The organism is Stenotrophomonas sp. 1278 (genome assembly GCF_029892765.1).
Classification (GTDB): Bacteria; Pseudomonadota; Gammaproteobacteria; order Xanthomonadales; family Xanthomonadaceae; genus Stenotrophomonas; species Stenotrophomonas indicatrix.
Window position 1 is genome coordinate 147,135 of record NZ_JARXWD010000006.1, and the last position, 15,574, is coordinate 162,708.

At 66.3% G+C, this 15,574-nt stretch carries 19 protein-coding genes; 16 read left to right on the forward strand and 3 right to left on the reverse strand.

What is annotated here, in order from left to right:
* Positions 1-379: 379 nt before the first annotated feature.
* The 9 genes from M2299_RS08485 (at position 380) to truD (ending at position 7,639) form a co-directional block, all read left to right on the forward strand.
* Positions 380-2,044, forward strand: coding sequence for a CTP synthase (locus M2299_RS08485; RefSeq protein WP_025878896.1), 1,665 nt, complete (start codon positions 380-382; stop codon positions 2,042-2,044).
* An 88-nt stretch (positions 2,045-2,132) separates the two neighbouring features.
* The gene (kdsA, locus tag M2299_RS08490; RefSeq protein ID WP_012510652.1) at positions 2,133-2,963 is read left to right on the forward strand and encodes a 3-deoxy-8-phosphooctulonate synthase; all 831 of its coding nucleotides are present in this window, start codon (positions 2,133-2,135) and stop codon (positions 2,961-2,963) included.
* Entirely contained in the window at positions 2,960-3,307 is a 348-nt protein-coding gene (locus M2299_RS08495) for a hypothetical protein (RefSeq protein WP_280884195.1), read from the forward strand. Before kdsA ends, M2299_RS08495 begins: the two co-directional genes overlap by 4 nt.
* Positions 3,307-3,639, forward strand: coding sequence for a hypothetical protein (locus M2299_RS08500; RefSeq protein WP_280884196.1), 333 nt, complete (start codon positions 3,307-3,309; stop codon positions 3,637-3,639). The genes M2299_RS08495 and M2299_RS08500 overlap by 1 nt, the downstream gene beginning before the upstream one ends.
* Positions 3,640-3,736: 97 nt before the next feature.
* Positions 3,737-5,029, forward strand: a complete 1,293-nt coding sequence (eno, locus tag M2299_RS08505) for a phosphopyruvate hydratase (RefSeq protein ID WP_080149197.1) — start codon at positions 3,737-3,739, stop codon at positions 5,027-5,029.
* Between the two features lie 4 nt (positions 5,030-5,033).
* Positions 5,034-5,384 carry a cell division protein FtsB gene (gene ftsB, locus M2299_RS08510; RefSeq protein WP_025878900.1) on the forward strand — a complete coding sequence of 117 codons (351 nt, stop codon included), beginning with the start codon at positions 5,034-5,036 and terminating at the stop codon, positions 5,382-5,384.
* Positions 5,381-6,079: a 2-C-methyl-D-erythritol 4-phosphate cytidylyltransferase gene (ispD, locus tag M2299_RS08515; protein WP_280884197.1), complete on the forward strand. Its 699-nt coding sequence runs from the start codon at positions 5,381-5,383 to the stop codon at positions 6,077-6,079. The genes ftsB and ispD overlap by 4 nt, the downstream gene beginning before the upstream one ends.
* Before the next feature lie 34 nt (positions 6,080-6,113).
* The gene (ispF, locus tag M2299_RS08520) at positions 6,114-6,611 is read left to right on the forward strand and encodes a 2-C-methyl-D-erythritol 2,4-cyclodiphosphate synthase (RefSeq protein WP_025878902.1); all 498 of its coding nucleotides are present in this window, start codon (positions 6,114-6,116) and stop codon (positions 6,609-6,611) included.
* Positions 6,608-7,639: a tRNA pseudouridine(13) synthase TruD gene (truD, locus tag M2299_RS08525; protein WP_025878903.1), complete on the forward strand. Its 1,032-nt coding sequence runs from the start codon at positions 6,608-6,610 to the stop codon at positions 7,637-7,639. The genes ispF and truD overlap by 4 nt, the downstream gene beginning before the upstream one ends.
* A 173-nt stretch (positions 7,640-7,812) precedes the next feature.
* On the opposite strand, the gene M2299_RS08530 is transcribed toward truD, so the two are convergent.
* Positions 7,813-8,352 (reverse strand): Smr/MutS family protein, encoded by a 540-nt coding sequence (locus M2299_RS08530; protein ID WP_100436075.1) that lies wholly within the window; start codon positions 8,350-8,352, stop codon positions 7,813-7,815.
* A gap of 209 nt (positions 8,353-8,561) precedes the next feature.
* Between M2299_RS08530 and surE the strand changes: the two genes are divergently transcribed.
* The 4 genes from surE to M2299_RS08550 are packed head-to-tail and all read left to right on the forward strand — an operon-like array spanning position 8,562 to position 11,431.
* Entirely contained in the window at positions 8,562-9,341 is a 780-nt protein-coding gene (gene surE / locus M2299_RS08535) for a 5'/3'-nucleotidase SurE (RefSeq protein ID WP_280884198.1), read from the forward strand.
* Positions 9,338-10,015: a protein-L-isoaspartate(D-aspartate) O-methyltransferase gene (locus M2299_RS08540; protein WP_025878906.1), complete on the forward strand. Its 678-nt coding sequence runs from the start codon at positions 9,338-9,340 to the stop codon at positions 10,013-10,015. Before surE ends, M2299_RS08540 begins: the two co-directional genes overlap by 4 nt.
* Before the next feature lie 19 nt (positions 10,016-10,034).
* Positions 10,035-10,649, forward strand: coding sequence for a DedA family protein (locus M2299_RS08545; protein WP_025878907.1), 615 nt, complete (start codon positions 10,035-10,037; stop codon positions 10,647-10,649).
* Positions 10,646-11,431, forward strand: a complete 786-nt coding sequence (locus M2299_RS08550; RefSeq protein ID WP_032976511.1) for a peptidoglycan DD-metalloendopeptidase family protein — start codon at positions 10,646-10,648, stop codon at positions 11,429-11,431. The genes M2299_RS08545 and M2299_RS08550 overlap by 4 nt, the downstream gene beginning before the upstream one ends.
* 291 nt (positions 11,432-11,722) lie before the next feature.
* On the opposite strand, the gene M2299_RS08555 is transcribed toward M2299_RS08550, so the two are convergent.
* Together M2299_RS08555 and yhbY are read right to left on the reverse strand one after the other, a co-directional pair.
* Positions 11,723-12,097 (reverse strand): Mth938-like domain-containing protein, encoded by a 375-nt coding sequence (locus M2299_RS08555; RefSeq protein ID WP_059063756.1) that lies wholly within the window; start codon positions 12,095-12,097, stop codon positions 11,723-11,725.
* Between the two features lie 12 nt (positions 12,098-12,109).
* On the reverse strand, positions 12,110-12,415 hold the full coding sequence (gene yhbY, locus M2299_RS08560; RefSeq protein ID WP_025878910.1) for a ribosome assembly RNA-binding protein YhbY: 306 nt from the start codon (positions 12,413-12,415) through the stop codon (positions 12,110-12,112).
* 64 nt (positions 12,416-12,479) lie between these two features.
* Here yhbY and rlmE point away from each other — a divergent pair, with 64 nt between their 5' ends.
* From rlmE to M2299_RS08575, 3 genes are all read left to right on the forward strand, one after another.
* Positions 12,480-13,112, forward strand: coding sequence for a 23S rRNA (uridine(2552)-2'-O)-methyltransferase RlmE (gene rlmE, locus M2299_RS08565; protein WP_025878911.1), 633 nt, complete (start codon positions 12,480-12,482; stop codon positions 13,110-13,112).
* A gap of 66 nt (positions 13,113-13,178) precedes the next feature.
* Positions 13,179-15,116: an ATP-dependent zinc metalloprotease FtsH gene (gene ftsH / locus M2299_RS08570; protein ID WP_025878912.1), complete on the forward strand. Its 1,938-nt coding sequence runs from the start codon at positions 13,179-13,181 to the stop codon at positions 15,114-15,116.
* Positions 15,117-15,214: 98 nt separating this feature from the next.
* A complete protein-coding gene (locus M2299_RS08575) occupies positions 15,215-15,400 on the forward strand; it encodes a hypothetical protein (protein ID WP_100464731.1) in 186 nt (61 codons plus the stop codon).
* Positions 15,401-15,574 lie beyond the last annotated feature (174 nt).

Here is a 15,574-nt window from a genome sequence, read left to right on the forward strand (position 1 = left end):
TTGCCACAAGGGTTTCCCCCTCGAACGCCCCGCCCAGCGGGGCGTTTCTTTTTGCCGATGGCGCCATCTGCCCCTTGGGTTGGCGGCCATCTATCTGTAAACTATGGCTTTCCGGGAGTAAGTGCGTGTCCACCATTTGCGAATGGGCTGGCACGGCCAAGCGTGGCCTCCAGCAAAGCGGGTCGCAGGTGACGGTCGAAGTGACCGGCACGGCCGCCCCGACCTCGCAGGGTGGTTCCCCGCTGGCGCATTGCGCTGGCCGGGCCCGCACCTCCCTCGCTGCTCCAGCGAACCGGAAAACCCCCTTTCTGCTCCACGCCCGCCCCCCGGGCAGGCGTGGCGCTGCCGTTTTCCATTTCCAGACAGGATGCTTGCAGCCATGACTCCCTTGATTTTCGTAACCGGCGGCGTGGTGTCCTCGCTCGGCAAAGGTATTGCCGCCGCGTCACTGGCCGCCATTCTCGAAGCGCGTGGCCTGAAGGTCACGATGATGAAGCTCGATCCGTACATCAACGTCGACCCGGGCACCATGAGCCCGTTCCAGCACGGTGAGGTGTATGTCACCGACGACGGCGCCGAAACCGATCTCGACCTGGGCCACTACGAGCGCTTCGTGCGCACCCGCCTGAGCCGCAAGAACTCGGTCACCACCGGCCGCATCTATGAGGAAGTGATCCGCAAGGAGCGCCGCGGCGACTACCTGGGCGCGACCGTGCAGGTCATTCCGCACATCACCGACGAGATCCGTCGCTGCATGGACGAAGCCACCGAGGGCTTCGACGTGGCCCTGGTGGAGATCGGCGGCACCGTCGGCGACATCGAGTCGCTGCCGTTCCTGGAGGCGATCCGCCAGGTACGCACCGAGCGCGGCCCGGAAAAGGCGCTGTTCATGCACCTCACCCTGGTGCCGTACATCGCTGCGGCGGGTGAGCTGAAGACCAAGCCGACCCAGCACTCGGTGAAGGAACTGCGCTCGATCGGCATCCAGCCGGACGTGCTGCTGTGCCGTTCGGAACAGCCGGTACCGGATTCGGAGCGTCGCAAGATCGCCCAGTTCACCAACGTCTCCGAGCGCGCGGTGATCAGCGTGCCCGACGTCGATGTGCTGTACCGCATTCCGATGGGCCTGCACGCACAGGGCCTGGACGAAATCGTCATCAACCAGCTGAAGCTGGCCGACAAGGCCGGCCCGGCCGACCTGTCGATGTGGGAGGACGCCGTCGATGCCACCCTGCATCCGCTGGATGCGGTGACCATCGCGGTGGTCGGCAAGTACATCGACCACCAGGACGCCTACAAGTCGGTCGGCGAAGCGCTCAAGCACGGTGGCCTGCGCCAGCGCACCAAGGTCACCCTGAAGTGGCTGGAAGCGCAGGACCTGGAAGGCAGCGACATGTCCGCGCTGGCCGATGTCGACGGCATCCTGGTGCCGGGTGGTTTCGGCGACCGTGGCTTCGAAGGCAAGGTGCTCACCTCGCAGTACGCCCGTGAGCACAAGGTGCCGTACTTCGGCATCTGCTACGGCATGCAGGCTGCGGTGGTCGACTACGCGCGCCACGTGGTGGGCCTGGAAGACGCCAACAGCACCGAGAACGATCGCCAGTCGCCGAACCCGGTGATCGGCCTGATCACCGAATGGCGCACGGCCACCGGCGACGTGGAAAAGCGTGACGACAAGAGTGACCTGGGCGGCACCATGCGCCTGGGCCTGCAGGAGCAGCGCCTGAAGCCGGGCACGCTGGCCCGCGAACTGTACGGCAAGGACGTGGTCGCCGAGCGCCACCGCCACCGTTACGAGTTCAACAACCGCTACCGCACCCAGCTGGAAGATGCCGGCCTGGTGATCGCCGGCAAGTCGATGGACGACACCCTGGTGGAAGTGGTTGAACTGCCGCGCGACCAGCACCCGTGGTTCCTGGCCTGCCAGGCGCACCCGGAATTCCTGTCCACCCCGCGTGATGGCCACCCGCTGTTCATCGGCTTCATCCGTGCCGCGCGCGAGCGCAAGGCCGGTGGCAAGCTGCTGCAGGAAGTGCGCGCCTGACTTGTCATGGGGGCCGCCGGCCCCCATCTTGCTCGCTTCAACCCCAGCGCACCGGCACTGCCGGTGTAGCGGACAACAAGGAAACGCCATGAAACTGTGTGGATTCGAGGTCGGGCTGGACCAGCCCCTGTTCCTGATCGCCGGCCCCTGCGTGATCGAGTCGATGCAGCTGCAGCTGGATACCGCCGGCAAGCTGAAGGAAGTGACCGACCGGCTCGGTGTGAACTTCATCTTCAAGTCCAGCTTCGACAAGGCCAACCGCACCTCCGGCACGGCCTTCCGTGGCCCGGGCATGGAAGAGGGCCTGAAGGTGCTGGCCGAGGTCAAGAAGCAGATCGGCGTGCCGGTGCTGACCGACGTGCACGAGTACACCCCGATGGATGAAGTGGCCTCGGTGGTGGACGTGCTGCAGACCCCGGCGTTCCTGGTCCGCCAGACCGACTTCATCCGCAAGGTGTGCTCGGCCGGCAAGCCGGTCAACATCAAGAAGGGCCAGTTCCTGGCGCCGTGGGACATGAAGCCTGTCGTCGAGAAGGCCAAGGCCACCGGCAACGAGCAGATCATGGTCTGCGAGCGTGGCGCCAGCTTCGGCTACAACAACCTGGTCAGCGACATGCGTTCGCTGGCGGTGATGCGCGATACCGGCTGCCCGGTGGTGTTCGATGCCACCCATTCGGTGCAGTTGCCGGGCGGGCAGGGCACCAGTTCCGGCGGCCAGCGCGAGCATGTGCCGGTGCTGGCGCGTGCCGCGGTTGCCGTGGGCATCTCCGGCCTGTTCGCCGAAACCCATCCGGACCCGTCCAAGGCGCTGTCCGACGGCCCCAACGCGTGGCCGCTGGACCAGATGGAAGCCCTGCTCGAGACCCTGATGGAGCTCGACGCGGTGACCAAGAAGCACGGCTTCTCGCGCTTCGCGTGAGTCAGCACCCGCAGGCGGCGCTGGAGATCCAGCGTCGTCGCCGGCGCTGGCGGCAGTGGCCGTGGGGCCCGATTGCACTCGGCCTGGCATTGCTGTCGGTGTCGGGTGTATTCGCTATCGGCATGCTGTTCGGTGCCGGCATGCGCCCGTCGAGTGCCGGCGGTCCGGTAGTGAACCTGATGCCCTTCGTCATCGCCCTGGCGGTGGCCGAAGTGCTGACCATTTCCGCAGGGCTTTTCGCCGCAGTGCTCGGCTGGCGCCTGAACCGGGGCAGGGTTACCGCTGCACTGGCGATGGTCGTGCTGTCGCTGTGGGCGGGCATCCTGCTGCACGATCTTTTTTGATGAATACGATCCCTGAACCCTCGCGCAGCTGGCCGTGGGGCTTGGTCGCCCTGTTGCTGTCGGTGCTCGCCTGGGGCGGCTTGCTCGTGGGCGTGCTGGCCTTCGCCGCCAGCTTCCGTCCGCCGGGGGATGGCAACAACGGCGTGCAGGCCATGCAGTACTTGATGCTGGGCGCGCTGGTCACGCTGGTGCTGTCCTTCGTGGGCAGCCTGGTGGCGATGGTGATGGCCTGGCGACGTCGGCGCGGGCCGGTGTGCGCGACCATTGCCGGTGCCCTGCTGGTGATGCTGGTGTCGCTGCTGCTGATCGTGATCGGGTCCAGCTGGGGCTGATGCCCATCGCGCCATTTGGCAAGTGAGGGGTAGCCGGGGATAATCACGCGGCATTCGTTTTTGTCGCCCCCTCTCCATACAGGTAACCGGCCCGACCATGAGTACGATCCGCAGCATCCATGCCCGTGAAATCCTCGACAGCCGTGGCAACCCCACGCTGGAAGCCGAAGTCACCCTGGAGGACGGTTCGTTCGGTCGCGCCGCGGTTCCCTCCGGCGCATCGACCGGCACCAAGGAAGCGGTGGAGCTGCGTGACGGCGACAAGACCCGTTACCTCGGCAAGGGCGTGCGCAAGGCCGTCGACAACGTCAACGGCGCCATCGCCAACGCACTGAAGGGCTTCGAGGCCACCGACCAGGCCGGCCTGGACCGTCGCCTGATCGATCTGGATGGCACCGAGAACAAGGGCCGCCTGGGTGCCAACGCACTGCTGGGTGTTTCCATGGCTGCCGCGCACGCCGCCGCTGCCTCCAGCAAGCAGGCACTGTGGCAGTACCTGGCCGCCAAGACCGGCGCGACCCCGTCGCTGCCGGTGCCGATGATGAACATCATCAACGGCGGCGCGCACGCCGACAACAACGTCGATTTCCAGGAGTTCATGGTGCTGCCGGTCGGCTTCACCTCGTTCTCCGAAGCGCTGCGTGCCGGTACCGAAATCTTCCATTCGCTGAAGTCGGTGCTGAAGGGCCACGGCCTCAGCACGGCGGTGGGCGACGAAGGCGGCTTCGCGCCGGACTTCCGCAGCAACGTCGAAGCGCTGGACACCATCCTCGAAGCCATCGGCAAGGCCGGCTACACCGCCGGTGAAGACGTGCTGCTGGGCCTGGACGTGGCCTCCAGCGAATTCTTCGAGAACGGCAAGTACAACCTGGTCGGCGAGAACAAGCGCCTGACCTCCGAGCAGTTCGTCGACTTCCTGGCTGACTGGGCCGCGCAGTACCCGATCATCACCATCGAAGACGGCCTGGCCGAGAACGACTGGGCGGGCTGGAAGCTGCTGACCGATCGCATCGGCAAGAAGGTGCAGCTGGTCGGCGACGATCTGTTCGTCACCAATCCGAAGATCTTCCAGGAAGGCATCGATTCGGGCACCGCCAATGCGATCCTGATCAAGGTCAACCAGATCGGTACCCTCAGCGAAACGCTGGAAGCGATCGCCATGGCCGACCGTGCCGGTTACGCCGCCGTGGTCTCGCACCGTTCGGGTGAAACCGAGGACACCACCATCGCCGACATTGCGGTGGCGACCACCGCCACCCAGATCAAGACCGGCTCGCTATGCCGCAGCGATCGCGTGGCCAAGTACAACCAGCTGCTGCGCATCGAGGAAGCCCTCGGTGCCGGCGCGCGTTACGCTGGCCGTGACGCGTTCGTGTCGCTGAAGCGCTGAGCCGATGCGCGACTGGCGCTGGCTGCTGTTGTTGCTGGCCCTGCTGCTGGCATGGCTGCAGTACCGTTTCTGGTTCGGCCCGGGCAATTCGGGTGAAGTGATGATGCTCGAAGCCCAGGTCGCCAACCAGGAGCGGGACAATGACGGTCTGCAGCAGCGCAACGATGCGCTTGCTGCCGAAGTGAAGGACCTCAAGGAAGGCCAGTCCGCCATCGAAGAACGCGCGCGCAGCGAGCTGGGCATGATCAAGCCCGGCGAGAAGTTCTATCGCGTCGTGGAAGATGCACCGACGCGTCCGGCGCAGCCTGCGCCGGTTGCGGCCCCGGCCGGTGACCATCCGGCGGACGTGCCATGAGCGCGGCGATCTGGGTGGTTGTTCCGGCCGCAGGGCGCGGCACGCGTTTTGGTGCGCCGTTGCCCAAGCAGTACCTGCAGGCGGGCGGGCAGACCTTGCTCGCCCACACCCTGGACGCACTGCTGGCACACCCGGCCGTGGCCGGGGCGATGGTGGTGATCGGTGCGGACGATGCCGATTGGCCGGGCTGGAGCGAATGGGCCGGAAAGCCGGTGCTGACCTGCACCGGTGGCGCCACCCGCGCCGCCTCGGTGCTGGCGGGGCTGCAGGCCTTGCCGGACAGCGTGCGTGCCGATGAATTCGTGCTGGTGCACGACGCGGCGCGTCCGAACCTGTCGCAGGCCGATCTTGGCCGCCTGCTGGAAGTGGGCCGCACCGATCCGGTCGGCGCCATCCTGGCCGCGCCGGTACGCGACACGCTCAAGCGTGCTGGTGATGATGGTGGCATCGACGGCACCGAGCCACGTGAGCGCCTGTGGCGTGCACTGACGCCGCAGCTGTTCCGCCGCCACCAGTTGATCCGCGCACTGTCCGAGGCCGCTAGCGCCGGTGTCGATGTGACCGACGATGCCATGGCCATGGAGCGCCAGGGCCAGCGCCCGCTGCTGGTGGAAGGCAGCGAGGACAACTTCAAGGTCACCACGCCGGCCGATCTCGATCGTTTCGAATTCGTACTCTCCCGCCGCGCCGGCTGACCGCCCGCGCGGCCCTGCTGCAAGGGCTGCATCCATGAGCACCTCCCCGTTCCCGCCCGTCCGTATCGGCCAGGGTTACGACGTCCATGCCTTCGGTGAAGGCGACCACATCATGCTCGGTGGCATCGCGGTGCCGCACAGCTGCGGCGTGCTTGCGCACAGCGACGGCGACGTCATCCTGCACGCGCTGTGCGACGCCATGCTCGGTGCGATCGCGCTGGGCGACATCGGCCAGCACTTCCCGCCCACTGACGACCGCTGGAAGGGCGCGGACAGCAGCGAATTCGTGCGCCATTGCGATGGCCTGCTGCGCGAGCGCGGCTGGCGTGTCGGCAACACCGACATCACCGTGATCTGCGAACGGCCCAAGGTCGGCCCGCATGCGCTGGCCATGCGCGAGCGCATCGGTGAACTGTTGCAGCTGCCGTTGGATGCGGTGAGCGTCAAGGCCACCACGTCCGAGAAGCTGGGCTTCACCGGCCGTGGCGAAGGCATCGCTGCGCAGGCGGTCGTGCTGCTGGTGGCCGCATGATCCCGTTGCCGCTCGCGTTCGGTGCACCGCTGCTGCAGGCGCGCATCCGCACCACGCCGGAAGATTTCCAGGTCGATGAGCTGCCCGCTTTCGAAGCGACCGGTGAAGGCGAGCATCTGCTGCTGCATATCCGCAAGCGTGGCGCCAATACGGTGCACGTGGCCAAGGTACTGGCCAAGTGGGCAGGCCTGCCGGAAATGGCGGTCAGCTATGCCGGCATGAAGGATCGCAACGCGGTCACCACCCAGCGTTTCAGCGTACATCTGCCCAAGCGCGTCGCGCCCGATCTGGCCGAGCTGGCCAGTGACGAGATCGAGGTGATCGACTCCACCTGGCACAACCGCAAGCTGCAGCGCGGTGCGCTGGCGGGCAACCGCTTCAGGCTGGTGCTGCGCGATGTGCAGGGTGACGCGGCGGCAATCGACGAGCGCCTGCAGCAGATCGCCGCGCGTGGCCTGCCGAACTGGTTCGGCGAGCAGCGCTTCGGTCGCGATGGCGGCAACGTCCCCGCTGCGTTGGCGATGTTCGGTGGCCGGCGCATGCGCAAGGACCAGCGTTCGCTGCTGTTGTCGGCGGCGCGTTCGGCGTTGTTCAACCGCGTGCTCGCTGCACGCGTGGAGCAGGGCAGCTGGGACCAGCCGCTGCAGGGCGAAGTGTGGATGCTTGATGGCAGCCGCAGCGTGTTCGGCCCCGAGCCCTACAGTGACGTGCTGGCCGAGCGCCTGGCACGTTTCGACATCCACCCCAGTGCTCCGTTGTGGGGCGAGGGTGAGCTGCGCAGCAGCGACGCCGCCCGTGAGCTGGAACTGGCAGCGCTGGATGATGACGAATCAAAGGCGCTGCGCACCGGCCTGGAAGAGGCGCGGCTGAAGCAGGAGCGGCGCGCGCTGCGGTTGCGTCCAGCGCTGTTGCAGCACCAGTGGCTGGCCGCTGACGTACTGGAGTTGTCCTTCGCGCTGCCGCCAGGCTGCTATGCCACCGCGGTTCTGCACGAGCTCGGGCCGGTCGAGGACGCGTCGCAGGCCTGACGGAAATGGTGGCGGAGGCGAAGAGCATCCACGCATGGCGTGGATCCACTTTCCTCCGCCCGCCACAGTAGATCCACGCCATGCGTGGATGGGCCGTCAGTAGATCCACGCCACGCGTGGATGGGCCGTCAGTAGATCCACGCCATGCGTGGATGAATCCAACCGGCAGAACGTCAGCGCCGCGTCAGCAGCACCAGCATGGCGCCGGTCCCGCCTTGCCCGGTCGGGGCGGAATGGAACGCCAGCACGTCGTTGCGCAGGCGCAGCAGGCGGTCCACCAGGTTCTTCAGCACCGGCGCACTGCCATCGGACTGCAGGCCCTTGCCGTGGATGATGCGCACGCAGCCGTACTCGTGGGCGTGCGCCTCCAGCAGGAACTGGCGCAGCATCATCTCGGCCTGCGCGGCGGTGGCGCCGTGCAGGTCCAGTTCGTCCTGCACCGAGTACTGTCCGCGCTTCAAGCGCTGGAACAGGCGTGGCGGCAGGTTGTCGCGCCGGTAGCTGGCAACGTCGCCCGCTTCCAGCGGGGCGTTGTCGCGCAGCAGCCGGGCGAACTCACCGGCGGCTTCTGCGTCGTCGCGCTCGGCCATGCGCGCACGCGGCCTGGGCCGCGGCGCAGCAGGCGCGGGCTCCACTTCCTTGCGCAGCGGCGTCACTTCGCCGATGGCGGCACGGAACAATGCAGCCGGATCTTCGTCTTCAGGGTGCGACATGCGCACAGGGTAAACCGCCTGCGCGGGTCTGCCTATGACCGTTGGATGTCGGCCGTGACCGCAGACAGGGTAGGACCCAGCGCCCGCTTGCGGCACAATAGTCGGCGCACTTGCGGAGCTGCCGCCTCCCTGGAGGAGACGGGCCGGCTTCGCCCACGTTGCAAGGTGACGGGATCGAATTCTTGGAAAATCAAGCGGTTAAATCGAAGATGCGCATCCTGGTCAGCAATGATGACGGTGTCGACGCGGCGGGCATCCGGATGCTTGCATCCGTGCTGCGCGAGGCCGGGCACGAAGTCACGGTGGTCGCACCCGACCGCGACCGCTCCGGTGCCAGCAATTCGCTGACCCTGGATCTGCCGATCCGGCTCAAGCGCATCGACCACTACACCGTGTCGGTGGCCGGCACGCCCACCGACTGCGTGCACCTTGCGCTGACCGGCCTGCTCGAATTCGAGCCTGACATTGTCGTGTCCGGTATCAACAATGCCGCCAACCTCGGCGACGACGTGATCTATTCCGGCACCGTCTCGGCGGCGATGGAAGGTCGTTTCCTCGGCCTGCCGGCGGTTGCGGTGTCGCTGGTGACCCGCAATCACGACCCCAAGCATTTCGAGACGGCGGCGCGTGCCGCAGTGGAGATTGTTGCCCGCCTCAAGGCCGATCCGCTGCCGGCCGACACCATCCTCAACGTCAATGTGCCGGACCTGCCGTGGAGCGAGGTCAAGGGCTTCGAAGTCACCCGCCTGGGCAACCGTCATCGCGCCGAAGGCTGCATCGCGCAGAAAGACCCGCGCGGCAACGAGGTGTACTGGATCGGTCCGGCCGGCCGCGAGCAGGACTCCGGCCCGGGCACCGATTTCCATGCGGTGCGCACCGGCCACATTTCGATCACCCCGATCCAGGTTGACCTGACCCGCTACCAGGCACTGGAAAAGGTCGCCAGCTGGGTCGGCGGCCTCAGCGCCGCGCCGGACCGGCCGGCATGAGCCCACGCCTGCGCCTGCAGCCGGAAGCAGTCGGCATCGGCATGACATCGCAGCGCGTGCGCGACCGCCTGGTCGACCGCCTGCGCGAAGCCGGCATCGTCGACGAGTCGACGCTGAACGCGATCCGGGTGGTGCCGCGCCATCTGTTCATCGATGAGGCCTTGGCCTCGCGCGCGTATGAAGACACCGCGCTGCCGATCGGCCACGGCCAGACCATTTCCCAGCCGTGGGTGGTCGCGCGGATGACCGAGGCCGTGCTGCAGGTGGCGCCGAAGAAGGTGCTCGAAGTGGGTACCGGCTCGGGCTATCAGGCCGCCGTACTCGGCGCGCTGGGGCTGGAGGTCTATACCGTCGAGCGCATCGGTGACCTGCTGCGGCAGGCGCGCAAGCGTTTCCGCGCGCTGGGCATGAACATCCGCACCAAGCACGACGACGGCCGCGTGGGCTGGGCCGAGCATGGCCCGTTCGACGCCATCGTGGTTACCGCCGCCGCACCGGCGCTGGTCGATGCGCTGGTCGAGCAGCTGGCTGCAGGTGGCCGTCTGGTCGCCCCGGTCGGTGGCGCCGGCGCACAGTCGCTGGTGCAGCTCGACCGCAAGGATGACGGCAGCATCGAACAACGCGTGCTGGCGCCGGTCACCTTCGTGCCGCTGCTGTCTGGCATGCTCGATTGAATCCACGGAGCAGGGTTGCATGAAGATTTTCGGGCCGCTGTACGAGCGGGCGATGAAGTGGGCCGCGCATGAGCGCGCGCCGACCTATCTGATGGTGCTGAGCTTTTTCGAAGCCATCATCTTCCCGGTGATGCCGGAAGTGATGCTGGCGCCGATGTGCGTGGCCCAGCCCAAGCGCGGCTGGTGGTTCGCCACCCTCAGCCTGGCCGGCTCGATGGTCGGCGCGCTGATCGGCTACGCGCTGGGCCACTATGCATTCGAAGCGGTCAAGCCGGTGTTCGAGGCGCTGGGCATGCTGCCGGCGATCGAGCAGGGCATTGCTACCGTGCAGGCCAAGATGGTGGAGTCGCCCTGGGCGGTGTTCACTTTCCTGGTGCTGGGCGGCTTCATGCCGATTCCGATGAAGGTCTTCACGTGGGCATCGGGTATCGTCGGCGTGCCGATGCCGCAGTACCTGTTGAGCATGTTGATCGGTCGTGGCAAGCGCGTGTTCGTGCTGGCTGCGGTCATCCGTATCGGTGGTGCGCGCGCGGAAGCTGCGCTGCGCCGATGGATTGAACCGCTGGGCTGGATCGCCACCGCGTTGGTGGTGGTGCTGATCGCCTGGCTTGTATGGAGGTCGAAGTTCGCATGAGTGCAGATCGTCTGAGCAAGGGAGTGCGCATCGGCGCGCTGGCGTTGCTGGTATCCACCCTGGCCGCCTGTGGCACCGCCACCGTGGTCCGGCCCAGTGGCGGCGGCAGCAGTGGCGTCAGCACGCCGAAGACGTCGGTGCCCAAGCCGGGGCAGACGGTGGTCGTGCGCAAGGGCGACACCATCTATGCGCTGGCCCGCATCCACGACATCACGCCGGCCGACCTGATCGCCTGGAACAACCTGGACAACCCGTCGACCATTTACCCGGGGCAGGTGATCCGCCTGTATCCGGCCGGTTCCGGTGGCGGTCGTGCGCCGACCACCGTGGTCACCGCGCCGCGTCCGGCTGGCAGCACGTCTGGCGGCAGTACCGCGCCGACGCCGGGTCCGGCCGGTCCGGTCAAGAGCAACATCGCCTGGCGCTGGCCGGCCGATGGCGCAGTCGTGGGCCGCTACGTGGCCGGCGATGCAACCAAGCAGGGCGTGGACATCGCCGGCACCAGCGGCGCACCGGTGAAGGCCACGGCCAATGGCGTGGTGGTGTATTCCGGCGCCGGCCTGGTCGGCTATGGCGAGCTGATCATCATCAAGCACAGCGACCAGTGGCTGTCGGCCTATGGCCACAACCGCAAGCGCCTGGTCAATGAAGGGCAGAGCGTGAAGGCCGGCGAGCAGATCGCCGAGATGGGCCGTACCGGCGCCAACCGGGACATGCTGCACTTCGAGATCCGCTACAACGGCAAGCCGGTCGACCCGCAGCAATATCTGCCGGCGAAGTAACCGGCCGCTCTTTCTCCGGGCGGATCCCCGGCCCGGCGCAGCGCGCCGGGCGTTCGCCAAGGGCGCGTCCCATGGGCCGCAAGGGCCCTCGGCTCACCCGCTACAACGGCAAGCCGGTCGACCCGCAGCAGTATCTGCCGGCGCGCTAGCGCGGGCAGATACGGGTAGCGCCGGGCCATGCCCGGCGGCTGTACGCCGCAATGCAGCACTGCCCGAGCATGGGCTCGGACGCTTGCATATGCGCAACGTGTGTTTCAGGTAGCGCCGGGCCATGCCCGGCGGCCTCGGGCCTCAGCCTTCCAGGATGAAGGCGGCCGCCACCTTGCGGCCTTCGCCGGCAAGGATGTTGAAGGTGCGTGCGGCAGCCGGATTGTTCATCACTTCCAGTCCGATGCCGCGCGACAGGCAGGCGGCCATGACAACCGCCGGCGGGAACGCCTGGCGCTCTCCGGTGCCGAGCAGTATCAACGCCGGCTTCAGTGCCAGGATCGGCTCCAGGTCAGCCACCTGCAGCGCCGCGACATCGGTCACCGGCCACTGTTCGACCAGCTGGTCCGGGGTCAGGTAGAAGCTGTTGCCCAGAACGCGATCATTGACCCGTGCCGAGCGACCGTCAGCGGCGCGCAGGCTGTAGGCGTAGTCGGGCAGTTCGTGGTTCAGCTGCATGGCAGGGTCCGATCAGCCGCGTGGCAGCACGATCTGGCGGTGTTCCTTGCTCGGGCGATACAGCACGGCCACATGGCCGATACGCTGCACCAACGCACTGTCGGTGGCCTGCACGATCTCGCCGATCATCACGTCGCGGGCGTCACGGTCTTCGGCGGCAACCTTCACCTTGACCAGTTCGTGGCGTTCCAGCACTTCGTTCAGCTCGGTCAGGAAGGCCGGAGTGACGCCCTTGCCGCCGGTCTGCAGCAGGGCCTTCAGGTCGTGGGCTTGGCCGCGCAGGAAACGGGTCTGGGAAGGGGTCAAGGCAGTGGGCATGCAGAAAACACGGTTGAATGGGACGATCAGGGTATCATGGCGACCCCATCAGCCCCTATTTCCAATGGCTACCCGCAGCAAAAGCAGCCAGCGCTGGCTCAAGGAACACTTCTCCGATCCCTTCGTGAAGAAGGCCCAGGCCGAAGGCATGCGCTCCCGTGCGGCCTACAAGCTTGAAGAACTGCTCGAACGTGACCGCCTGCTGAAGCCGCACATGGTGGTGGTCGACCTCGGCGCGGCCCCAGGTGGCTGGTCTCAGCAGGTGCGGAGACAGATCGGCGATACCGGCCGCGTGCTGGCCCTGGACATCCTGGACATGCCGCCGCTGGCCGGCGTGGAGTTCCTTCACGGTGACTTCAGGGAAGAAACCGTCCTATCGCAGTTTGAAGCCATGCTCGGGGATCAGCCGGTAGACCTTGTGCTGTCGGACATGGCCCCCAATAAGAGTGGTGTGGACGCGGTCGACCAGCCGCGGATGATGCACCTGGCGGAGCTGGCCATGGATTTTGCCGACAACCACCTCAAGACTGGTGGGGCGTTCCTGATCAAGCTGTTCCAGGGCGAAGGCTTTGACGACTACGTGCGCGACATGCGCCGCCGGTACGACAAGGTCTCCATCCGCAAGCCGGAAGCCTCGCGCAAGCGCTCTCCCGAGGTGTATGCCTTGGGTCAGGGAAAACGCGCCCACATGAAGTAAGCTCGACCCCGTAAGTTCGACCCCAACGCAACGCCAGCACTAAGAGGAACACCGGAGCCAATGAGGATGAACGACTTGACCAAGAACCTCCTGCTATGGGTGGTCGTCGCCGTCGTGCTGATGGTGGTCTTCCAGAGCTTCTCGCCCAAGACCTCGGGGGCCGGGGCGCAGGGCGCTTCGTACTCGCAGTTCCTGGACCAGGTGGACACCGGCAACGTGCAGAAGGTCGCCTTCGGCGGCGATACGCGCGGCGGTACCAGCCAGATCACCTACACCACCCGTGGTGGACAGTCGTCCACCATCACCGCACCGTTCGATCGCGACCTGATCAACGTGCTGCGCACCAAGAACGTCGAGATCGTGCAGGAAGAGCCGTCCAGCGGCATCTCCCTCGGCGCGATCCTGATGAATTTCCTGCCGGTCATCCTGATCATCGGCTTCTGGTTGTTCATCATGCGGCAGATGCAGGGCGGTGGCGGCGGTGCCAAGGGCGCAATGTCCTTCGGCAAGTCGCGCGCCAAGCTGCAGGGCGAAGACCAGATCAAGGTCACCTTCGCCGATGTTGCCGGTTGCGACGAGGCCAAGGAAGAGGTCGGCGAACTGGTCGATTTCCTGCGTGACCCGTCCAAGTTCACCAAGCTCGGCGGCAAGATCCCGCGCGGCGTGCTGATGGTCGGCCCTCCGGGTACCGGCAAGACGCTGCTGGCCAAGGCCATCGCCGGTGAAGCCAAGGTGCCGTTCTTCTCGATCTCCGGCTCGGACTTCGTGGAAATGTTCGTCGGCGTCGGCGCCAGCCGTGTGCGCGACATGTTCGAGCAGGCCAAGAAGCACGCGCCGTGCATCATCTTCATCGATGAAATCGACGCCGTCGGTCGCCACCGTGGTGCCGGCCTGGGCGGCGGTCATGACGAGCGCGAGCAGACCCTGAACCAGCTGCTGGTCGAGATGGACGGTTTCGAAGGCGGCGAAGGCGTGATCGTGATCGCCGCCACCAACCGTCCTGACGTGCTGGACCCGGCGCTGTTGCGTCCGGGCCGCTTCGACCGCCAGGTGGTGGTCGGTCTGCCGGACGTGAAGGGCCGCGAGCACATCCTCAAGGTGCACATGCGCAAGCTGCCGCTGGCCGACGACGTCGTGCCGATGGTGATCGCGCGTGGTACCCCGGGCTTCTCCGGTGCCGACCTGGCCAACCTCTGCAACGAGGCCGCCCTGTTCGCCGCCCGTGGCAACGAGAAGGAGGTCCGCATGGACCACTTTGATCGTGCCCGCGACAAGATCCTGATGGGTGCCGAGCGCCGCTCGATGGCCATGAGCGAGGAGGAGAAGACCCTCACCGCCTACCATGAAGCCGGCCATGCCATCGTCGGCCGCCTGGTGCCGGAACATGACCCGGTCTACAAGGTCACGATCATTCCGCGCGGCCGTGCGCTGGGCGTGACCATGTACCTGCCGGAAGGCGACAAGTACTCGATGAACCGCGTGGCGATCCAGTCGCAGCTGTGCTCGCTGTACGGTGGCCGCGTGGCGGAAGAACTGATCTTCGGTACCGACAAGGTCACCACCGGTGCGTCCAATGACATCGAGCGTGCCACCAAGATGGCCCGCAACATGGTCACCAAGTGGGGCCTGTCCGAGCAGCTCGGCCCGATCGCCTATGGCGAAGAGGACGATGAGGTGTTCCTGGGTCGTTCGGTGACCCAGCACAAGAGCGTGTCCAACGACACTGCCCGTCGCATCGACGAGGAAGTGCGCAACATCCTCGACAAGGCGTACGCCCGCACCACCGAGCTGCTGACCGAGAACATCGACAAGCTGCATACGATGTCGCAGCTGCTGCTGCAGTACGAAACCATCGATGCGCCGCAGATCGACGCGATCATGGAAGGTCGTGACCCGCCGCCGCCGATGGGCTGGAACAAGTCCAACAAGGATGGCGGCAACAACGACAAGGGCGGCGATGCCCGTCCGTTGCCGCCGATCGCCGGTCCGGCCGAATCGATCTGACGGCCTGCCGTACGCAATGCAAGACGAGGCCGGGGCAACCCGGCCTTGTTGTTTCCGGGCCCCGGCCCATCCGATCCTGACCGTCCGCTGGAGTCCGCATGTCCGCCCCCAAGCCTGAACCGATTTCCCACACCGCCGAGATGGTGATCGCCACCGTAGTCGGCGTCGCTGTCGGCCTGACCGTGGACAATCTGCTGCTGGGCTGTGGCGTGGGTATCGCGGTGGGTATCCTGCTGAGCATCATCAAGACGCTGTACGTGGACCGGAAGCGTCGGCGCAAGTAGGGTTCTGCGGCCGGGCTGCGCCCCGCCTCCGACAATTCCCCGCTGCTGTTGGGCTGCTGTTGGTAGGTGTCGACCTTGGTCGACACGGTAGATCCACGCCATGCGTGGATGCTCTTCGTTCAATTGTCGAGATATTCGATTCCTATGGAGATTCATCCACGCATGGCGTGGATC